The sequence below is a fragment of the Halomonas sp. MMSF_3323 genome, assembly GCF_030733595.1.
Classification (GTDB): domain Bacteria; phylum Pseudomonadota; class Gammaproteobacteria; order Pseudomonadales; family Halomonadaceae; genus Halomonas; species Halomonas litopenaei.
In genome coordinates this window covers 1-21040 of the sequence record NZ_JASHIT010000055.1, presented here as the reverse complement: position 1 = coordinate 21040, position 21040 = coordinate 1, and the positions used below count along the sequence as shown (strand labels likewise).

The following is a 21040-nucleotide window of genomic DNA, read 5'->3' as shown; positions in this document are numbered from 1 at the left end:
GAAAGCGCAGTTTACGGGGTGTAAATGAGCATTTTGACCGGGCTGGCGCACCAGCCGATTTTTAACGCCGTATTACCGAGCGCAGGCACTTTTCAGACAAGCCCTAAAGCACCCGGCTTCTCAACCATCCGGTCAACACCTCTCCCAGCAACACCAGAATGACGATGCCACAGAGAATGGTGGCCACCGTCGGCCAGGCAAAGGTGTCGATGGCCCCCTGGAGGATAACGCCGATACCGCCGGCCCCGACCAGCCCCAGCACGGTGGACTCGCGAATATTGATGTCCCAGCGCAGGATGATCACGGCAAAGAAGGCCGGAACGACCTGAGGCACCACCGCGTAGAGGATGACCTTGGGCCGACTGGCGCCCACCGCTTCCATCGCTTCGACCGGCCGTCGGTCGATTTCCTCGATGGCCTCGCCCATCAGCTTGCCGACGAAACCGATGGAGCGACACATGATCGCGAGGATGCCCGCCAGCACGCCGGGGCCGAAGATCGCCACGAACAGCAGCGCCCAGATGATGGTATTGACCGAACGACTGGCCACCAGCACGAAACGGGCAAACCACAGGCAGGCACGATTGGGCGTGGTGTTCTGGGCCGCCAGGTAGGCGACGGGCAGGGCCACAAAGATCGTCGAGAACGTGGCCAGGGTGGCGATATGGACGGTCTCGACCAATGCCTCGACAATCTCGCCGAGGCGCCGCGGGTCGGGTGGCCACATGCGGTCGGCCAGGCTGTAGATCTGGGCAGGCGCATCCCACACCCAGGGCCAGAAGATATCGACATCCCTGGCCGCCCAGCTCAACACCGCCACGACCAGCAACAGCAGCACGAAGCGCGTCCAGCGCTCCCGTCGGCTGTAGCGCTGCCATACCCGTTGTTCTGTCGGCGTCGCTACCATAGTCGTCTCCTGACCCAGCCACTGATGCCCTCACTGACCAGAATCACCGCGATGATCACCAGCAGGATGGCGAAGGCAAAGTCATAGTCGTAGCGCCCGAAGGCGTTCATCAGGGTGCCACCGATACCACCGGCGCCGACGATACCGACCACCGCCGAGGCGCGCAGATTGCTGTCCAGCTGATACATGGAAAGCCCCAGCTGGCGTGGCAGGATCTGGGGGAAGACGGCGTACAGCAACGTGGACATGAACCCTGCACCGACCGACCGCATGGCCTCCACCTGCCCCCAGTCGATCTCCTCGATCTCTTCGGCCAGCAGTTTTCCGACAAAGCCGATGGAATAAAGCGTCAGGGTCAGGATCCCGGCCAGGGGTCCGAACCCCACCGCCTTGACGAACAGAATCGCCACGATGACCGGGTGAAAACTGCGCGACACGATGATCACCGCTCGCCCCACCAGATAGACCGGACGCGGGGCGATATTGCGCGCCGCCATCACCGCAAAGGGGATCGACAGTGCCACCCCCAGCAGAGTCGCCAGCAGGGCAATCTGGAAGCTTTCCTTGAAGCCGGTCAGCAGCAGTTCGAAGCGCTCGAAACTGGGCGGAAAGCCGCCGCCGAAGATGCGCGCGGCCCGCGGCAGCCCATCGCTGATCCGCTCCCAGTCGAACGGCAGGGTGGCCAGCGCCCAGCCCAGGTAACCCAACACGCCCAGCGCCAGCAGCAGGCGCACCACAGGACTGGCGATAAAGGGCGGCTTGCGCCAGGTCCGAGCCTTGTCGTTGACCATCAGCGTTCCCCTTCCGCGACGGTCGATGCGGAGGTCTCGTCCGGGGCCTCGATGCCACCGTAGATCTCCTCCAGCGCTGCGGCATCAAAGCGCTCCGGCGTGCCATCGAAGATCATGCGACCGTGGCGCAAGCCGACGATACGCTCGGTGTAGGCCCTGGCCTGGGCCACATTGTGAATGTTGATCAGCACCGGCAATGACAGCTCGCTGGCCAGGGCTCTCATCAGCTTCATGATCTGCTCGCTGGTGACGGGGTCCAGCGAGGCGGTCGGCTCGTCGGCCAGCAGAATGTCCGGCTCCTGCATCAAGGCTCGGACGACCCCGACGCGCTGGCGTTCGCCGCCGGACAGTTCGTCCGCGCGCTTGTTGGCGTACTGGGCGATGCCCACTCGCTCCATCAGGTGGAAGGCGCGTTCGATATCCTCCGGCGGGAAGCGCCGCCGCCATGCCTGAAAGAAGCCGACGTAGCCAAGCCGACCGGCCAGCACATTCTCCATCACCGTCAAGCGGTCGATCAGGTTGAAGCCCTGGAAGACCATGCCGATGCGCCGCCTGGCCTGGCGCAGTGGTGCGCCCTTGAGGCTGGACAGCTCCTGGCCGTTGAGCCTGATCGACCCCGAGGTGGGTTCGATCAGCCGATTGATGCAGCGGAGCAAGGTGCTCTTGCCCGCCCCGGACGCCCCCACGATGGACACCACGGAGTTGCCTTCCACGCGCAGATCCAGCCCCTTGAGCACGGGGTCATCGTGGCCATAGCGCTTGACCAGCTGGCTAATCTCGAGCATTGCACGTCCTCGTTCCCCGGGAAGGCCGAGCGCCATGCGCCGGCCCTCCTGTCCCTGGGATACCCTGTCGTCACTCCAGATTGTCGGCGGTGTAGCTGACGCCGTTCGAGGCCTGGATGGTGCGAATGACCTCCCACTGGTCCTGGTAGGTGATCGGGATGAACTTCTCGACGCCTTCGAATTCCTCACCCAGCGCGGTACCGGCGAAATCGAAGCTGAAGAAGGCTTCCTCGATGCGCTCGACCAGATCCGGCGCCAGGTCATGGGCGTAGGTATAGGAGGTGGTGGGGAAGGGCTGGGACTCGAAGATCATGCGCACGCTGTCTTCGTCATACAGCCCCCGTGCGGCCATGCGCTCCACCACCTCGGACGCCACCGGTGCAGCGTCGTAGTCACCCGCTACCACGCCCAGCATCGACTGGTCGTGACTGCCGGAATACACCACCTCGTAGTCCTCGTCCGGCACCACGCCTTCCTCGGGGAACAGCGCACGCGGCGCCTGATTGCCCGAGTTCGAGGTGGGTGAGGTGTGGGCGACCCGCTTGCCGGCCAGGTCGGACAGCGACTGGATATCCGAATCGGCCTGGGTGTAGACCTGCAGGGTATAGCCGAAGCGTCCGTCGTCGGAGCCCATCAAGGCAAAGGGAACGGCGCCGGCCAGGTTGACGGCGAAGGGCGTGGGGCCGGTGGAAAAACCTGCAATATGCAAACGCCCGCTGCGCATGGCCTCGACCTGGGCCGAGTTCGACTGGACCGCGAAGAAACGAACGTCCTTGCCCGTCACCTCCCGGAGGTGATCGATGAAGGGCTCCCAGATATCGGCATAGATGGCGGGGTCTTCCACCGGGGTGTAGGCGAAGATGAGGGTGTCGGGGTCGACCAGTTCGTCCTGATTGGCGGGCGGGTCGGCCACCAGATCGCCATTGCGGTCGCAGTACAGCGCATCCAGATCACCTCGGGGGCAATCCTCGGCGACAGCGACGGATGCAACAGCGCCGAAAGTGAGCAGGAGACCTGCGTTGAGGACCTGGCGTCCCCGGCTTGAGCGTTGTGTCATGGCGTGGCTCACCTATGCTGAGTCTTGTTATAGGGTGGGAATCGACCCCGGCCTGTCGAGCCGACATCGCGGGTCCCGGCGGCAGCGGACAGCCTGGCGGTCGACGACTGGCGACTTGGGGAAGGCTCTGTCAGATGGGCTGAAGGCTTCACTCGTTACGCTGAAGGCTCTACCACATGGGCTGAAGGCTCTGCCACATGGGCTGAAGGCTTCCCGCGTTACGCTGAAGGCTCTACCACATGGGCTGAAGGCTTCCCGCGTTACGCTGAAGGCTCTGCCAAGTGCGAAGACGAGCGCCAGCGACGCAGCGATGTTCGAAAACAAACATCGTTGAGTTCAATCTAGGAGGTGACACTTTTATGTCAAACGTTGAGGCCAACGACTTTCCACGCTGCCGCAATCACTACCTGCTGATGCGCCACGGCCATAGCCAGGCCAACGCCATGGGCCTGATCGTTTCCTCCCCCGAGCAGGGGCTCGAAGGCTACGGTCTTTCGCCCAAGGGGCAGGAACAGCTGCACGAACGGCTGACCGGCTGGCACCTGGCCGCGCCTGACCAGGTCTTCCATTCGGACTTTCTGCGCACCACCGAAACCGCAGCGCTGGTCGGGCAACACTTCAACGTCACCCCACACCCTGAACCGCGCCTGCGAGAGCGCTTCTTCGGTGACTACGACCAGGGGCCGGACCCGGCCTACGCGGACGTCTGGGCAATGGATAGCGAGAATGCCGAACACCGCACCCACGGCGTCGAAAGCGTCAGCGACGTCGCCCGCCGACTCATCGACCTGATCATCTCGCTGGAACAGCGCTTCGACGATGCCACCATCCTGCTGGTCGGCCATGGTGACCCCCTGCAGATCCTGCTGACGGCAGCCTGCGGTGAACCCTTGAGCGAGCATCGAAGCCAACCACCGCTGGCACCGGCAGATGTCCGGCCGCTGATCTTCGCTCGCTGATTACCGCTCGCAGCCCCTTTCTTGCAGCCGCCCCTGTCAGGGCTGTGAACAACTCGGTGGAAAAGTTCTCCACCCGCTGTGGATAGGCTATTGACAAGCCGCCGCTCCCCCCATGAACCGTGGCGCTGTGCCGCTACATGCCACCGGTAATGACTGTGGGCAAGTTTTCCATTTTCCCGGCTCGACGCTGCGAAGTTCGTCAGCCGGACTCGGCGGGGCACGTGCTATGTTCCTCGTAACCCCTGAAAGACCCATTCAACTAATGCTTGGCAAATGATCTTGAGCGGTGCTTGAGAACGATCATTCCCCATGCTCCTCATTGCCACAGGAGCCCACCCGTCCGCATGATGGCATCTTCATTTCTTTTCCTGAGTCGACGCCCGGCGTCTCTTGTGCATGAGCGCGAGGTCTGAACATGGGCCCGTTCAAGGCGCGTCAGTTTCTGCTGCTTCAGGGGCCATGCTCTCCCTTCTTCACGCAACTGGCTCGCACCCTTGCTGACCAGGGACACGGTGTTCATGTGCTCGACCTGTGTGGTGGAGACCTGCTCTATCGTTGGCGCCTCGGGGGCCAACGCTACCGTGGCGACGCCGCAGGCTTTGGCGAACTGATCGATGACTTTCTCGGTCAACGGGGAATCTCCGACCTGGTGGTCTTCGGCGACCAGCGCCCTCTGCATCGGCTCGCTGTTCAGGCCGCAGAGCGTCAATGGCTGCGGGTCCATGTATTCGAGGAAGGCTACCTGCGTCCCCACTGGATCACCCTGGAGCCCCAGGGTGTCAACGGATGTTCCCGTTTTCCCAGGGACCCGGCCTGGGTCTTCGAGGCCGCCCATTGTCTCGGGCCGGCAGAGCCTCCCGTTCCTTGCATCAGTCCCTTCTTGACCCGTGCCACCCACGACGTGATCTACCATCTGGCAGGCGTCCTTAACCCTCTGCTGTTCCCGGGCTATCGCGGCCACGCCCCGGTCAGCGCTCCCCGAGAGTACGCCGCCTATACGCAGCAACTGACGCGCAAACGCCTGCTGGCTGGCTTTGAAGCTAACCGCATCAAGGCATTTCTTTCGGCGCCAGCGCCCTACTTCGTGTTGTTGCTGCAACTGGACAGCGACGCCCAGATCCGCTGCCACTCGCCCTTTCCCGACATGGCCCGGGTACTCGAAGAAACCATGACGTCCTTTGCTCGTGACGCGCCGGCCCGGACACGTCTGTTGATCAAGAACCACCCTCTCGACCCCGGCCTCAGCGCACACCATCGTCGCGCTCGCCGACTGGCTCGGGAGTTGGGTATCGACCGGCGGGTACTGTTCATCGAGGGCGGTGACCTCAATCACCTCCTGCCGAGCGCCACTGGCGCCATCACCGTCAACAGTACTTCCGGTTTCGTGGCCCTGGAGCACGGCTGTCCGTTGCTGACCCTGGGCGAAGCCATTTACACCATGCCCGGACTGGCGACAGGCCGGCAACGGGTCCCCGCGGGCTTCTGGCACGATCCACCGGCACCGAACGCCGCCCTGTATCAGGCGCTCAGGACCACCCTGCTGCGAACCGTTCAGCTCAACGGCAGCTTCTACTGCCGCCTCGGTATTCGCCTCGGTGTGCACCACAGCGCCAGGCGGCTCGTCGCCGAACGCTCTCCCCTGGAGGAGTTACTGTCATGCCTGCCCGCCGCCGCCTGACCCTTGTTTTTCCCGTGCCAGATACGGCTTTGGCGGCTTCAGGGGCCGACTCGCGGCACGTCGTAGCTGCTCGGCTCGCTGGCCCGCTTCTTTCTGACCGCCGATGCTGACGTGGATCGCGTCCCGAGACCTGGCGTTCATCCTGTGCGTACTGGGACTCCCCCTCGGCACGGGACTCAGCTTCGCCATAGACGCCATAGGCTGTCGAGGCCTGGGCAACTGGCGCGACCGCCCCCTGGCCCCCTGGCTGGTCCATGCGGGCACCTGGGGGCTGTGCTACGTACTAGCCGTAGCGGTGCTGCAACGAGGTGCGCTGGCCCTGGCCACGGTGCTTACCCTGCAATGGGTGGTGCAGCGCAGCCATCAGGCGAAGTGGCAGAGCCTGAAGGAGCCCTTCCTGGTGCAGGACTTCGAGTACTTTCTCGATGCCATCCGACATCCAAGGCTCTACCTGCCGTTCTTCGGTATCGGCCTGGCCCTGGGTGCCAGCCTCGCCGCCCTGATGGCGGTGTCGGTCTTCGTCTTCCTCGAACCCTGGCTGCTGGATCAGCTCTCCCTATCCTCCATGGCGCTGCTGCTGGGCGGCCTGGCACTGGGTCCAGCCATTACTCTGGGGCTTGGCTTGCGGCGCCTCCCGGCTGCCACCCTGGTTCCGTGCCGAGATCACCAGCACCTGGGACTGTGGAGCTGCTTCTGGGCCTACGCTCGCTTCCCCGGTACCCCCATCGACACCACCCAGGCTCCAGCGCTCCTGCGCCAACCGCCATCACCAGTCGCCCAGGAGTCACTGCCACACCTGGTGATTGTCCAGGGCGAGTCGTTCTTCGATCCACGCCCCTGGTACGACCAGATACCCCGGGATGTGCTCGCCCACTGGGATCGCCTGAACGAGCAGTCCATCACCCACGGCTACCTCAAGGTGCCAGCCTGGGGCGCCAACACCATACGCAGCGAAACGGCCTTTCTGTGCGGGCTGGACGAGGATGCTCTGGGCATGCATCGCTTCAATCCCTATCGTCAGCTGTCCCGCCAGCCGGTTCCCAGTCTGGCCAGTGCCTGCGCCCACCTGGGTTACCGCACACTGGTGCTGCACCCCTACCCCGGTGACTTCTACCAGCGCGACCAGGTCATGCCTCGGCTGGGATTTCAGGCATTCGAAGACATCGAAAGCTTCAGGCATTGCCGTCGAGATGGCCCCTTCATCGCCGACGTCGAGCTCGCCAGGCGCGTCACACAAGCCCTGGATGATCCAGACCCGCGCCCACTGATGGTGTTCGTGATCACCATGGAAAGCCATGGCCCCTTTCTGCTGGAGCCAGCGCCCGATCCACTGCGCTGGCTCGCTGCCGACGCCTCGCGCCCCATGGCCGTGACCCACGAACTCGATATCTATCTCCATCACCTGGCCAATACCGACGCCATGCTCGGCGCCCTGGCGGCGACCCTCACCAGGCAATCGCGCCCGGGCCTGTTGTGCGCCTATGGCGACCACGTCCCTATCCTGTCTCCCAGCTATCGCTGGCACGGAGAGCCCAATGGAACAACGCCGTTCATGATCTGGAGCAACCGCCCCCAGACCACACGACGGCCGGAGCCACCGTCCGACCTGTCGCAACTGGCCGAAGCACTGCTCCACTCCATCGGGTGCCAGACCACGACCGTCGCCACAGGCTCCCTCGGGCGCTCCCTCCACCGCCATTGCAAGGAACCGCTATGACCAGGCGCGTCGCCATCATCGGAAACGCTACCCGCTTTCCTGGAGTCCCCGGAGAAACCCTGTGGCAGAGCCTGCTGGCGGGGCGGGATCTGGTCACAGAGGTGCATGCATCGCGCTGGGACTGGCGCCGGTTCTATCATCCCGACCGTCGTTCGCCCGGTACCAGCGTGACCTTCGCCGCCGGATCACTCGGCGACATCGGCGGCTTCGACGCCGACTTCTTCGGAATTTCTCCCAGGGAAGCGGCGACCATGGATCCCCAGCAGCGCCTGCTGCTGGAGCTGACCTGGGAAGCGCTCGAGCACGCGGGCGTCCCCCCCCTCGCGCCTGCGCGGCAGCCGCTGCGGGGTCTATATCGGCATCTCCAGTCCTGACTTCGCCTATCGGCATACCGCCGACCTGGCCTCTCTGGGCAATCTGTTCGCCACCGGCAACACCTTCAGCATCGCCGCCAATCGGTTGTCTTACGTGTTCGATCTCAAGGGACCCAGCATGGCCATCGACACGGCCTGCTCGTCTTCCCTGGTAGCCTTTCATCAGGCCTGTCAGGCCATTCGCGCCGGTGAATGCGACACCGCCCTGACCGGCGGCGTCAGCCTGCACCTGCATCCCTTCGGCTTCGTCGCCTTCTCCAAGGCCGGCATGCTGTCGCCGCGAGGCCGTTGTCGCGTGTTCAGCGAAGACGCGGACGGCTACGTGCGCTCGGAAGGGGCCGGCATCTTCGTGCTCAAGGCGCTCGATCAGGCGCTCGCGGACGGCGACCCCATCCTCGCCGAAGTCGCCGCCAGCGGCACCAATACCGACGGACACAAGTCAGGACTCACGGTACCCAGCGCTCAGGCTCAGGCCCAACTGTTGACCGAGGTCTACGCCCGGGCGGGGATCGATCCCGACGGACTGGACTACCTGGAAGCCCATGGGACCGGCACCGCCGTCGGAGATCCCATCGAAGTCACCGCCATCGGCCAGGCCCTTGGGCGACATCGTCACCACCCATTGCCGATCGGCTCGGTCAAGAGCAACATCGGCCACCTGGAGACAGCGGCCGGCATCGCCGGACTCTACAAGGCGCTGGGTTGCCTGACCCAGCGCTTCGTCCCCGCCACCATCGGTGTCGATCGCCTCAATCCTGAGCTGCACCTCGACGAGGCCAATGTGGACGTGGTGCTGACACCGCGGACGCTCCCCGAAAGCGGCCCCTTGACCGTCGGTATCAACAGCTTCGGTTTCGGGGGGGCCAACGCCCACGTAGTGCTGACCACGCCGCCGCCACCGTCACTGGTGCGATCGCGACCGACGCCACGAGTCTCTTTCGAGCAGCCGCTACCGCTGCTTGTCTCGGCCCACGACGAGGAAGCGCTGGCTGCACTGGCAAGTCGGCTAAGCGACCACCTCGAGACGCACCAGCCAGCCCTCGATGCCCTGACCTGGACCCTGGTTCACCACCGCGAGCGCCTTGACGAACAGGCGCTGACCCTGGTGCGGGACCATGACGAGGCCAAGGCGGCCCTGGACTCGCTGAAGGACACGACGACCGCTCCCCACAGCAGCGCCCCCAGGGTGTGGCGCCAGCGACGCCTGGATGCGCCCCAGGGGCCGGTATTCGTCTACACCGGCAATGGGTGCCAATGGTTTGGCATGGGGCGTGACCTGCTCTCGACCAGTCCCACCTTCGCCGATACCGTCGCGCGGGTGGATGAGCACTTCCTGCCCATCGCCGGCTTCTCGTTGCTCGAGGTACTGGCCAGCAGCGATGATCCGGCCCTGCTCGAAGACACCGTGGTGGCCCAACCGGCGCTATTTGCGATTCAGGTCGGGATCACCGCCTGGCTTGACGAGGCGGGGATCACGCCCACCGCGGTGGTCGGTCACAGCGTCGGTGAGGTCGCGGCGGGCTGGGCCTGCGGCGCACTATCACTGGCTGAAGCGGTGACCGTGATTGCCCACCGCAGCCGCCTGCAGGGCAAGATCCGTCATCAGGGAGGCATGACCGCGGTGTCCTGCTCCGCTGACACCATCGCCACCTGGCTCGCACAGCCACGCTTCGCCGAGATTTCCCTGGCCGGGGACAACAGCGAAGGGAATGTCACGCTGGCGGGACCGTTGCCGGCGCTGGCCGAACTGGAAGACGCCTTGCGGGCCGCGGGCCATCGATACCTTCGCCTGGCGTTGGACTACCCATTCCACAGCCCACTGCTGGATGGCTTGAAGACCCCGCTGCTCGAGGCGCTTGCCGATCTGGACGGATCAATTCCACGCTTGCCGATGATCTCCACCGTCGAGGGTGGCGAGACCCACCGCCCCCTCGGCGCTGACTACTGGTGGCAAAACCTGCGGGCGCCTGTGCGCTTTCGCCAGGCCATCGAGTCGCTGATCGATCGCGGTGACTTGGTGCTGGTGGAAATCGGCGCCCATCCATTGTTGAAGCGATACATCGAGGAGCAGTGTCGCCTGCGGGGGCATCAGGTCCTGCATATCGCTACCCTGACACGCCAGGGCCGGGCCCTGGACGAACTCACCGAAGCACGGGCGCGTCTGTGGCTCAGTGGAGCCCTGGATGGCTTTTCCCCCTGGTTCGAACGGCCCCTTGCCCCCATCGAACTCCCCGCCTACCCCTGGCAACGTCGCCACCACTGGACCCGCCCGAGTGGCCTGGGTCACAACCCGCTGGAGCAGCGTGACGAACATCCCCTGCTGGGGGCTCGCCAGGCCCCGGACGAGTCGACGTGGATCCAGCGTCTGAGTGTTGCCACGCAGCCCGCTCTCGCGGACCACCGGGTCGGGGAGACACCGGTGCTGGCCGCAGCGGCGCACGTCGAGATGGTACTGGCTGCCGCCATCACTTCGTCGCCAGACACCACCTTCGAAATCAACGATCTGGAGATCCTGGCGCCACTGGTACTGGACGCCTCTGTGGGCAAGCTGGCGCGGCTCACCCTGGCCGATCAGGGGCGTGTTCAGTTGACGGTACGCGACCTCGACCCGGCAGCCGCCTGGCAGTTACACCTCAGCGCCCGCCTGGCCCCTGCCTGCCAGGGCAGTCTGCTGCGTTCGGCCCCTCCGCTTGTGCCGGCCAGTGAGGAGCACCTGGATGGCGAGACCTGGCTGGATAAAAAGGCCTGCATAAACAGCGACGCCCACCTGGCGCTCGCCAGGTCGATGGGGCTCGACTACCGCGGCGAGTACCGTAGCCTGGGCCGGATCTGGTGCCAGGACGATGAAGCCATCGGCGAGTTCACCGTCAGTGAAGACACTCCTTGCTGGTGGTTGCCACCCGGTCTGCTGGATGGCGCCCTGCAACTGTGCCTGCCACTGATGAACAACGCTCAGACGCCGCCGACGCAGGGCTACCTGCCCGTGCGCCTGTCGCGCATGCAGTTCGACAAGGACGCCGGTCGACCGACCCACGCCCGCGCCGTCATTACGCGACGCTCACCACACTCCTTCACCGCCGACCTTTGGCTGTACCGCAAGCATCGTTGCGTTGCTGCCCTCGAGGAGGTCCGCTTCGCGACAACGCCACTGGCCCTGCCAACCTCCTCGTCCACCGAGTGGCTGACCACCCGCCTGACCCCGGCGCCACTGGTACCTACCCCCTTGGGCGAAGAAGGCAGGCGACTGGCCAATGCCCTTGCCGGCATCATGTCAGGCCCAGTGGGGCGTGACCTCGAGGAGCTCAGCCTGCTGTTCGAGCGTCTCAACGTTGCCTGGCTCGAGGAGGCCTTCGTCGCCGCTCGGCCCGATATCGAAGGCGACGGCCTGGGCAATAGTGAACTCTACCGTCGACTTCTGGCTCAGTACCCGACAGGCGCGACAGTGACCTCCTCGGAGGTGCAAGCGTCTTCTGCGGCGGTCGATATCTGGCGGCTGCTGCTGGCGGAGTACCCTCGGCAGTTCCCTCTGCTTGGCTCACTCGGGCGTTTTGGCCTGCATCTTCCCGGCCTGCTGGAGGGCTCGATCGAGCACATCGAAGGGATGCCCCTCGACGCCGCTTCGCTGATCCCGGAAGCGTTGTGGCAGGCCCTGCACGACGAGGTTCTCGCCAGCGTTTCCCGGATCCTGTCGACGCTACCCTCGGCACAACGGCTGCATCTGGTCGAGGCAGGATGCGCGGCGCCTCGGTTGGGCGAGGCGTTGAGCCAGAAACTGGACCCCGATCGTCTCATGGTGGACGTCCTGCCCCCAGATGATGGCTGCCGCCAACGCACCCAACCGCTGATCGAAGCGTCCAACGGTGCCGCATCGCTGCCCCCCTTCCTTACCGCCCCCGGCGCCCAGCTGGCCTGGGTGGTGAGCACACCGACGGATCTCGAAGTCAGCATCGAGGCAATCGACAAGGCCACGACGCGCCTGGCTCCGCACGGGCAACTGCTGATACTGGTCCTGCCCCCTACAGGTTGGTGGCGAGCGCTGGGCTCCCTGCGTCCTGACGCCAGACCGGCCACTGTCGAGGCGATCTGCCGCCACCTGAGCGAGGCCGGGTTCAGCGTCGAGGCGCGCACCCCGACAGAGGCCTCCCATCTTCCGACTCTGCTGAGTGCCGTGCCCTCGGCAAGCGCTCGCCCCACCACCGAGACCGGTTCGGCCGAGCCTCTTGCACAGCGCGACGCAGCCACCTTGCTGGTGGTGGATGCTGCCAGTCGTGCTCTGGGTGAGCGGCTTGTGCAACACATGCCCTCGGGTGCTGCCCACTGCGTAACATACGATGATCTCGAGTTGACGCTTGCCGCCCCGTCCTCGTTTGCGGAGGTCACCTCAGCGCGCGCCTCGAACGCGCAGCAAGCGCCGAGTGCCCGGAAAGTCATCGCCCCGCAAGTTGTCGACCTGAGAGCCGCCGTACCCTCTCGGCAGACAGGCGGTGACCTCGAGACCCACCAGGCGGGCCTGGACGCCCTTGAGCGACTGGGTGACTGGGCAAGGACATTGGCGGATCGCCACGGGACGCTGGTCGTGGTGACTCGCGATGTCGCCGCGCTGTTCGGCGCTGATACCCCCGATATCGACCTGTACCAGGCTGGCTTGTGGGGGGGCTGTCGCGCCCTCGACAACGAACTTCCGAATACCCGTGTGCGGCTGGTCGACCTGGCCTCGGGAGAAGCGGCGTTGGTGGCCTTGGCGCAGGATCTGCATCACGACGATGGCGAGGATGAGGTGGTCATCGACCACCACGGACATCGCCGGGCACTGCGCGTGCGTCCTGTCGCCGACACACCGCCAGCGCTCACACCACCCCCCACGCCAGACCGAATAGCGTCCAGGGTGACCCTGGAAATCGCTCATCCCGGTCAGCTCTCGCGCCTGCAGTGGCGAGCCCACCCGGCACGGTCGACGCTCGCCAAGGACCAGATCCGAGTAAGGGTCCTGGCCACGGGTCTGAACTTTCGTGACGTCATGTATGCTCTCGGCGTGCTCACCGATGAGGCGCTCGAGCAGGGCTTTTCCGGCGCCACCCTGGGGCTCGAGTTCTCCGGTATCGTCGAGGCGCTGGGCGAAGGGGTCACCCAGTTCGATATTGGTGACCCGGTGGTCGGGCTGGGGTCGGCCTGTTTCTCTAACCACCTGGTGGTCGACGCAGACTCGCTGGCCAGGGTGCCGTCAGGTCTCGACCCTGTGGCCGCTGCCGGGTTGCCCACGGCGTTTCTCACCGCCTGGTACAGCCTCGAGCATCTGGCTCGGCTATCGCCCGGGGAACGGGTGCTGATACACGGCGCTGCCGGCGGTGTCGGTCTGGCTGCCGTACAGTTGGCCCGGTGGCGAGGGGCTGAAGTGCTGGCGACCGCCGGCAGCCCGCACAAGCGTGATCTGCTGACCCTGCTGGGTGCCGAGCGCTGCTACGACTCACGCAGCCTGGCCTTCGCCGAACAGATCCTCGCAGACACCGATGGCCAGGGTGTCGATGTGGTGCTCAACTCCCTGTCCGGCGACGCCATCCACCAGAACCTGCGTGTGCTGGCGCCTTTCGGGCGCTTTCTCGAGCTTGGCAAGCGAGACTTCTACCAGGATACCCCGATGGGGCTGCGCCCCTTCCGTCACAACCTGAGCTACTTCGGCATCGACTCCGATCAACTGCTGTCACATCGTCCCGCGCTCGCCCGACAACTGTTCCGACAGGTCATGGACCGCTTTGCCGAGGGCGCCTTCAGCGCCCTGCCCTATACCACCTTCACGACCACCAGAGTGGTCGAGGCCTTCCGCCATATGCAGCAGGCGCGGCATATCGGCAAGATCATCGTGACGCACCCTTCAGCCGCTGCCAGTCCTTCTCCTGGCACACTCCGCACAGGCTCGGCCTCCAGGTCCACCATGCACCCGCATGGCGGTCCGAGAAACACCACCAATAGCTCTACCAATCCGGCTTGTCTGGCGCTGGATACCGAAGGCTGTTACCTGGTGAGCGGTGGGTTGTCCGGCCTGGGCCTGGCCAGCGCAGAGCGACTGGTGAGGCGCGGCGCTCGCCATCTGCTGCTGCTGAGTCGCTCGGGCGTCAGCAGCCCGGAGGCCAGTGCCGCTATCGCCGCCATGCAAAGACAGGGCGCGACGGTAGAAGCGCCAGCGCTGGACGTCACCGATGAGCAGGCGCTGGCTGGACTGATCGAGGAGTGCGGTTCCCGGCGCCCACCGCTGCGTGGCGTCATTCACGCCGCCGCCGTCATCGAAGACGGCCTCGCGCGACAGCTGACTCGCGAGCAGCTAGACGCGGTACTGGGCCCCAAGCTGTTGGGCGCCATCCTGCTGGACCGCCTGACCCGCCATCACGACCTGCAGCACTTTGTGCTCTACTCCTCGGCCACCACCCTGTTCGGAAGCCCCGGGCAGTCCGCCTATGTGGCGGCCAACCTGGGCCTGGAAGCGCTGGCCGTGCGGCGCCGTCAGGCGGGGAAACCCGCCACCTGCCTGAGCCTTGGCATCATCGAGGACACCGGCTTTCTGGCTCGTCACCAGACCAAGCGTCAGGCCCTGTCCCAGCGTATGGGAGGTGGGCAGCTGAGCGCAGGGCAGGCGCTGGACGCGCTGGAGCAGGCACTCGCGACAGGCGTCAGCAACGCCACCGTCATCGGTGCCATCGACCATGACTTCATCCAGCGGCGCTTTATCGAGTTGCGCCAGAACTCCGGTGAAGCGGACCGCCAGGCAAGTAGCAACGACGACCTCGATCTATCGGCGCTCGATGAATCGTCCCGCCGCAAGGCCGTCGAAGCCATCCTGCGTCGACAGTTGGCGAGCATCCTGATGCTGGACCCGGAACGCATCGACAGTGGGCGCCGGCTCTCCGAGTTCGGCTTCGATTCGCTGATGGCCGTCGAGCTGGTATCGGCCATCGAGACCCGGCTTGGCGTGAAGGTGTCCGCATTGGCCCTCGCCGACGCCGCGACCCTGCATCGCACCACCCTGTTGATCTGCGACCTGCTGGAAAGCCCCGAGCTCGATGCAACCGACGAACACGCTGCGCTGGCCTACCGCCACGCAGTCTCCCCTCCTGCTCCTGCACGGGAGGTGACATGAATCCTGATGACCGGAAGGCATTGAAAGACCGCCTGCTCAACCAGGCCAGGGCGATCGACAGCGCTCGTCATGCCCAGGCAACGCCCATCGACCGCGCTGTTTCAACCTCAGAGCACTACCCGCTGACCGAAACACTCGTCGCAACCACCGACTTCCGCAGCCTCGAAGGCTATCGCCGCATCGCCATGATGAGGACGCTAGGGGACTCCCTCGGTATCACCAGCCCCTTCTTTCGCTGTCATCAGCGTAGGGCGGGGGCTACCAGCCGACTCGGCGATCAGGACGTCATCAACTTTGCAAACTACGACTATCTCGGCCTGGCCGGCGATCGACGTGTCCTGGACGCCACCCATCAGGCGATCGAGTACTACGGCACCTCGGTATCGGCCAGTCGCATTGTCGCCGGCGAACGCCCCTTCCACGGGGCCCTGGAGCGTGAGCTGGCGCACTGCTACCAAAGTGATGATGCGCTCGCCTTCGTCAGCGGCCACGCTACCAATGTCTCCACCATCGCCATGCTGGTGGGCACCAGGGACCTGATCATCCACGACAGCCTGATCCACAACAGTGTGGTGGTGGGCGCCAGCGTATCCGGCGCCACTCGCATGAGTTTCCCCCACAACGATGCCCAAGCCCTGGATCGTCTGCTGTTCGACCATCGCGATCGCTTCGAGCGCGTACTGGTGGTAATCGAAGGCCACTACAGCATGGACGGTGACACCCCGGACCTGGCACGTTTCGTCGAGGTGAAGCGCAGGCACCACTGCTGGCTGATGGTGGATGAAGCCCACTCGCTTGGCGTGCTGGGGACAACCGGGTTAGGTCTTCACCAGCATTGCCGAGTGGCTCCGGGAGATGTGGACATCTGGATGGGCACCCTGAGCAAATCCCTTGCCTCCTGCGGAGGCTATATCGCCGGGTGCCAAGCACTGGTGGATACGCTGCGCTACCTTGCGCCAGGGTTTCTCTACAGCGTCGGGCTGGCACCGCAACTGGCCGCACCAGCACGCCGCGCTCTGCAAGTGCTGCAGGAAGAACCCTGGCGAACCGCCAGGCTGACGCAGAACGCTCGACGTCTGCTGGACGGTATCCAGTCCCTGGGGCTGAATACCGGCAGCAGCGAGGGACATGCCATCGTGCCACTTATTCTCGGCAGCTCCGCCAGGGCAGCCAAGCTGTCCCATGCGTTGCTGGCGGCGGGTATCAATGTGCAACCCATCCTGCACCCTGCAGTGCCAGAACGTAGCGCTCGGCTGCGCTTCTTTGTCAGCTGCGAGCACCAGCCGGACCAGATCGATCAGACCCTGTCGGCCCTGGAAAGGCTGATCAACTCAGATTAACGCTACGGCTCGTCTGAAAAGTGCCTGCGCTCGGTAATACAGCGTTAAAAATCGGATCAAAATGCTCATTTACACCCCGTAAACTGTGCTTTCTCACCGATTTTTGCCTTGTCTAACCTTCGCTCGTCGACTTTTCGGACAGAGCCTAGACTCCCTTGCAGGCAGTCCAACCTCCAAGGCGGATAGCGAGCGGCGGCCAAGGATGGGGAGAGGGAATAGGGATAGGGATAGGTACCAAACTTCAATGAAAGAACAGGAAGCAGGGCTAGATAAGGAAGAGAGAGAAAGAGAGAGTAAGAAAGGAAGGAAGTTAGGAAGGAAGGAGGTTAGAAAGGAAGGGGGGAGGAAGGAGAGAAGGAAGCACCAATCACTGTTGTCTATACAGCATCTGCTCCCTTGGAAACTGTTGTCTGTTTCAGCACTGACGCTCACCCCAGAAGGCATGGTGGTGGGCCGCACTGCCGATATCCCGGGCCTTTTCCAACGCCCGTTGGGCCATGCGATGGGTTTCCCGCGGAGACTCCAGCAACCGGACGAGGCAGCGCTGCCAATCCGCGGGATCATCATCGACCAGCAGTCCATCTTCTCCGTCGCTCACGATATTGCTGTAGGGGGCACGTCTGCTGAAGAGACCCACACCACCCATGGCGGCAATCTCCAGAAACTTGATATGGGACTTGGCAGTGTTGAACGTTGTCGGCCACAAGGGAGCCAGCCCCAGATGCAACCGCGAACCTTTCAAGTGCCTCAGATAGGTATGCCAGGCCATGGGGGCGAGCGCGCCCACACGATCATGCTGACGCAAGGATTGCGGAGTGTAGCGCCCCATTGCCACTTCCAGCATCAAACCGGAGTGGGCCTCGAGAACGCTGACCAGTGCCGAGCTGATTTGCTCCAGATCCCGCCGGTGGGCCCGCGTACCGTGGTAACCCAATCGCCATCCCGTCGATGTTGCCTCGGGGGTGGCCATCTCCGGGGAAAAAAGCAGCGCAGGTGCCAGCGTCACCACCCGGGAGTGGCGCGGCCTGATTCGTGCCGCCAGCTCCTCGTTTGGTACGACGACTTCGTCGGCCAGGGCCAGCAGCCTGGGCATAATCCGGCGCGACACCCACCCCATACGCTCACGATAGCCCGTCGGTAAGCCAGGATCCCTGGCGGCAGCATCAAGATCATCATCCAGCAGGTAATGTACGCTGGCGACCTGGGCTCGGCGCGTCTCCAGCAGATCGATCCAGGCTTCGGACAGGCTTCGACAAACGATGATCTGTGCCCCGGCCAAGGTGCGATCCAGCCAGGGCCAGCACAGCAGAGGAGACGCCCACCGACGGGTATCAAGGCGAGTCACTGTCGCACCTGCATAGCGAAGCCAGGGCGCAGCCGTCGCCATGAAGTAGATGTCCTCGGTGGGCAGAGCCCCATCACTCAGCAACAGCCAGCGAGAACCACAAATGCCAGAACCCCGGGCCATGGTGAACGCCTCTCAACGCAGAGAAAAATCCTCGTGAACCAGCGTCAGATTGGGGTTGTAGGCCGGATCCCGATCAAGCTGCTCACCCCAGGTGTGGCGCATGTAGAGTACCTCTCCGATGGCCCTGGCACGCTTGCTGGCATTGTCATCGGCACCACGCGACTCGGATTCGTGGTGATAGAGTTCGGCGTCGGGCGTCCATACGTTTCGATAACCCGCCTCCCGAACCTTTAGACACAGGTCCACATCATTGAAAGCGATCGGCAAATCTCGCGCGTTGAGGCCGCCCACCTGCCGATAGAGCGCCTTGCGTATCAACAAGCAGGCACCGGTCACCGCAGAGTAATTCTGCGCTAGCGCCAGGCGAGAAAAATACCCGTTGGCATGGCGGCTGAAATACTTGTGAGCGTGGCCCGCAACGCCCCCGATACCCAACACGACACCGGCGTGCTGGATGGTATCGTTGGGATAATAGAGCTTGGCGCCGACACAACCGATGTCCGGCCGCACGACGTGCCGCACCATTTCCTCGAGCCACTCTTCGTTGATGGGTTCAATATCGTTATTGATAAGTCCGAGCACATCACCACGTGCGTGATAGGCTCCGAAATTGTTGATGCCGGAATAGTTGAAGCGATGGTTCCAGGCCAGAATCCTGACCCGGGGGTCTCCCTTGCCGATCTCGGCCAGATAAGCCAGTGTCTCCTCGCATCGCGTCCCGTTGTCGAGGATCAGCACCTCAAGCCTGGAATAGCGGGTACGAGACAGGATCGCATCGACGCATGGTGCCAACAGATCGACACGATCACGCGTAGGGATCATCAGGCTGACCAGCGGGAGCGGATCCGGCAGAGGCCAGCGGACACGATAGGTATTGGGCAGGCGCCCAAGCTCGACGGTGGCGCCGGGGCTGCTTCGTGCCAGATGGTCGGCGACCGCTCGCAGCCCTGCACGGGACGTATAATCCTTGGCGTTGCTGGTCATCGCCGTGGAGCCGGGACTGGCACGCCAATGATAGAGAATCCTGGGAATATGGACGATGCGATCAGGCTCTGTGTGGGCACAGACTCTCAGGGCCAGATCATGGTCCTGGCTGCCCTCCAGCCCCTTGCGGAAGCCTCCCAGTTGCCGTACCAGCGCGGTGTCGAAGACACTCAAGTGCGCCATGTAGTTCTGGGCCAGCAGCAGATCAGGATTGAAGCAGGGCTTGAAGTGAGGTTCGCAGCGTACACCACGCTGATCCACCTTGTCTTCGTCGCTGTACACCAGCACCGGTCGTGGTGAGCGACTCAGCGCCTCGGCGACATAGCTCAAGGCACACGGAGTCAGCAGGTCATCATGGTCCAGTAGCGCCACGTAGGGTCCAGCGGCCATGCTCAAGGCCGCGTTGGAGGCCTCACAGACATGGCCATTAGTTTTCTGGCGACGCAGAACTATTCGAGAATCGCGAGCCTCAAATTGCTCCAGCAACGCTATGACTTCGCGGTTTCTGGAGGCGTCATCAACGATACAGAGTTGCCAATGATCATAGTCCTGGCGAAGCACAGACTCGAGACAGTCTTTCAGATGTTCCGGCGCAGGATCATGTACCGGCAGCAAGATCGACACAATCGGCCTGAACGTATCCGTCCTGGCTTCAACTGCGGTGTCCACACATGACTGCGCAGCTCGCTCGGCAGCAGCACAACGACGCTCGAGCGCCAGGCTACGGCGGCGTTCATCCTTGCCTCGCCACCCGTCAAGCCCACCACGAATCTCGTCCAGCTCAGCTCTTCTATTCCTGGAACGCCACCCACCTTCGAGCGCCGAGACCATAGAGGTCTTGTCGCAATCATCCGAATTACTATCCGAACTGCTATCCGAACTGCTATCCGAACTGCTATCTGAACTGCTATCCGAATTCTTATCCCATCCGCGCTCACGCAGCCATTGCGTATAGCTTCGTCCCGAGCAGAATCGTTCGAACGTTTCCTCGTAGTCCGACAGGGCAAGGTCACGCCAACAGGTGCCGTCCTGGAGGGCGCGGTGGCGAAGCACTCCCAGCACTTCCTGCTTCGACACATCACGCCAGCGATGGTGCATATTGACCAGACGCTGGCTGAGGCGATCATGCGCGAACCAGGGGGAGAGCCAGACGACGCGAAAGTGGCGAATCGCAAAGTATCCCGGCGACTCCATCGGGTCGAATCTCAACCGGCGCAGTCGCCGCTTCACGTAGATCAACCGCTTGGTAATACGTCCACCCTTGAGCGGAAGGGTCAACGACTCGTCTTCACTGAAGCCTTCCCCCGTATCGAAGTAAAGCCTGACAGCAACGCTATGCTGGTCGTGGTCCAGGTCCAGCTCCACCATATGCCAGCCAGGCAACGGTAGGTGCCGACACAGCAGGAACTGGGGGTCTTCATCCAGCGACTCCCACTCCCAGTCCCCTCCACTCGCCTGCTGTCTCAGGCCATGATGAGGCTGCCAGTGTCGCTGAGGCTGAACGACCAGGTGGCACAGATCGAGAAGACCTTTCAGCCACGACCGTGTTCCGCCACCTCGATTGGCACCTTCCATACCCGCCGCTCAGTTGCTGGCCACAGCGACTCGACGCGGCCCCGGCGGGAACCATTGTCCGGTCTCGGCAACACGACACTGGACCCTGTCACCCGCAGACAGATTCACCTTCAGCTGGAAGCCGACATAGCCGCCACGGGGAAGCTTCAAGCGAGCCATGGACGGACGGAGCTGGGTGGCCGACACAGTGTCGCGATGTTCGTCATTGACCCAGACTTCGACGTCCACCGGGGTATCAGCACCACCTTCCCACCAGGCCCACCCCCCCACCCGCTC

Annotated in this window: 13 protein-coding genes; 6 read left to right on the top strand and 7 right to left on the bottom strand. The window is 63.8% G+C overall.

Annotation, left to right across the window (positions count from 1 at the left end; genetic code table 11):
• Positions 1–103 precede the first annotated feature (103 nt).
• From phnE (RBB39_RS20955) to phnD, 4 genes are all read right to left on the bottom strand, one after another.
• Positions 104–907 (bottom strand): phosphonate ABC transporter, permease protein PhnE, encoded by an 804-nt coding sequence (gene phnE / locus RBB39_RS20955; protein WP_045994838.1) that lies wholly within the window; start codon positions 905–907, stop codon positions 104–106.
• Positions 901–1698 carry a phosphonate ABC transporter, permease protein PhnE gene (phnE, locus tag RBB39_RS20950; protein WP_045994839.1) on the bottom strand — a complete coding sequence of 266 codons (798 nt, stop codon included), beginning with the start codon at positions 1696–1698 and terminating at the stop codon, positions 901–903. The genes phnE (RBB39_RS20955) and phnE (RBB39_RS20950) overlap by 7 nt, the downstream gene beginning before the upstream one ends.
• Entirely contained in the window at positions 1698–2483 is a 786-nt protein-coding gene (gene phnC / locus RBB39_RS20945) for a phosphonate ABC transporter ATP-binding protein (protein WP_045994840.1), read from the bottom strand. Before phnC ends, phnE (RBB39_RS20950) begins: the two co-directional genes overlap by 1 nt.
• Positions 2484–2553: 70 nt before the next feature.
• A complete protein-coding gene (gene phnD / locus RBB39_RS20940; protein WP_083970649.1) occupies positions 2554–3540 on the bottom strand; it encodes a phosphate/phosphite/phosphonate ABC transporter substrate-binding protein in 987 nt (328 codons plus the stop codon).
• A gap of 359 nt (positions 3541–3899) precedes the next feature.
• On the opposite strand from phnD, the gene RBB39_RS20935 reads away from it, so the two are divergent.
• The 6 genes from RBB39_RS20935 to RBB39_RS20910 all read left to right on the top strand — a co-directional run bounded on the left by RBB39_RS20935 (position 3900) and on the right by RBB39_RS20910 (position 16737).
• Positions 3900–4499: a histidine phosphatase family protein gene (locus RBB39_RS20935; RefSeq protein WP_045994841.1), complete on the top strand. Its 600-nt coding sequence runs from the start codon at positions 3900–3902 to the stop codon at positions 4497–4499.
• A 415-nt stretch (positions 4500–4914) separates the two neighbouring features.
• Positions 4915–6177 carry a capsule biosynthesis protein gene (locus RBB39_RS20930; RefSeq protein ID WP_045994842.1) on the top strand — a complete coding sequence of 421 codons (1263 nt, stop codon included), beginning with the start codon at positions 4915–4917 and terminating at the stop codon, positions 6175–6177.
• Positions 6178–6280: 103 nt separating this feature from the next.
• On the top strand, positions 6281–7894 hold the full coding sequence (locus RBB39_RS20925) for an LTA synthase family protein (RefSeq protein ID WP_052704529.1): 1614 nt from the start codon (positions 6281–6283) through the stop codon (positions 7892–7894).
• Positions 7891–8268, top strand: a complete 378-nt coding sequence (locus tag RBB39_RS20920) for a beta-ketoacyl synthase N-terminal-like domain-containing protein (protein ID WP_306169385.1) — start codon at positions 7891–7893, stop codon at positions 8266–8268. The genes RBB39_RS20925 and RBB39_RS20920 overlap by 4 nt, the downstream gene beginning before the upstream one ends.
• Complete coding sequence (locus tag RBB39_RS20915) at positions 8222–15397, top strand: SDR family NAD(P)-dependent oxidoreductase (protein ID WP_371931889.1); 7176 nt, start codon at positions 8222–8224, stop codon at positions 15395–15397. The genes RBB39_RS20920 and RBB39_RS20915 overlap by 47 nt, the downstream gene beginning before the upstream one ends.
• Positions 15394–16737, top strand: coding sequence for an aminotransferase class I/II-fold pyridoxal phosphate-dependent enzyme (locus RBB39_RS20910; protein WP_045994844.1), 1344 nt, complete (start codon positions 15394–15396; stop codon positions 16735–16737). The genes RBB39_RS20915 and RBB39_RS20910 overlap by 4 nt, the downstream gene beginning before the upstream one ends.
• Before the next feature lie 415 nt (positions 16738–17152).
• On the opposite strand, the gene RBB39_RS20905 is transcribed toward RBB39_RS20910, so the two are convergent.
• The 3 genes from RBB39_RS20905 to RBB39_RS20895 all read right to left on the bottom strand — a co-directional run.
• On the bottom strand, positions 17153–18205 hold the full coding sequence (locus RBB39_RS20905; protein WP_045992416.1) for a glycosyltransferase: 1053 nt from the start codon (positions 18203–18205) through the stop codon (positions 17153–17155).
• Positions 18206–18217: 12 nt separating this feature from the next.
• On the bottom strand, positions 18218–20764 hold the full coding sequence (locus RBB39_RS20900; RefSeq protein ID WP_253028494.1) for a glycosyltransferase: 2547 nt from the start codon (positions 20762–20764) through the stop codon (positions 18218–18220).
• 9 nt (positions 20765–20773) lie between these two features.
• On the bottom strand, positions 20774–21040 hold a 267-nt coding region (locus RBB39_RS20895), incomplete at its 5' end, for a hypothetical protein (RefSeq protein WP_306169384.1).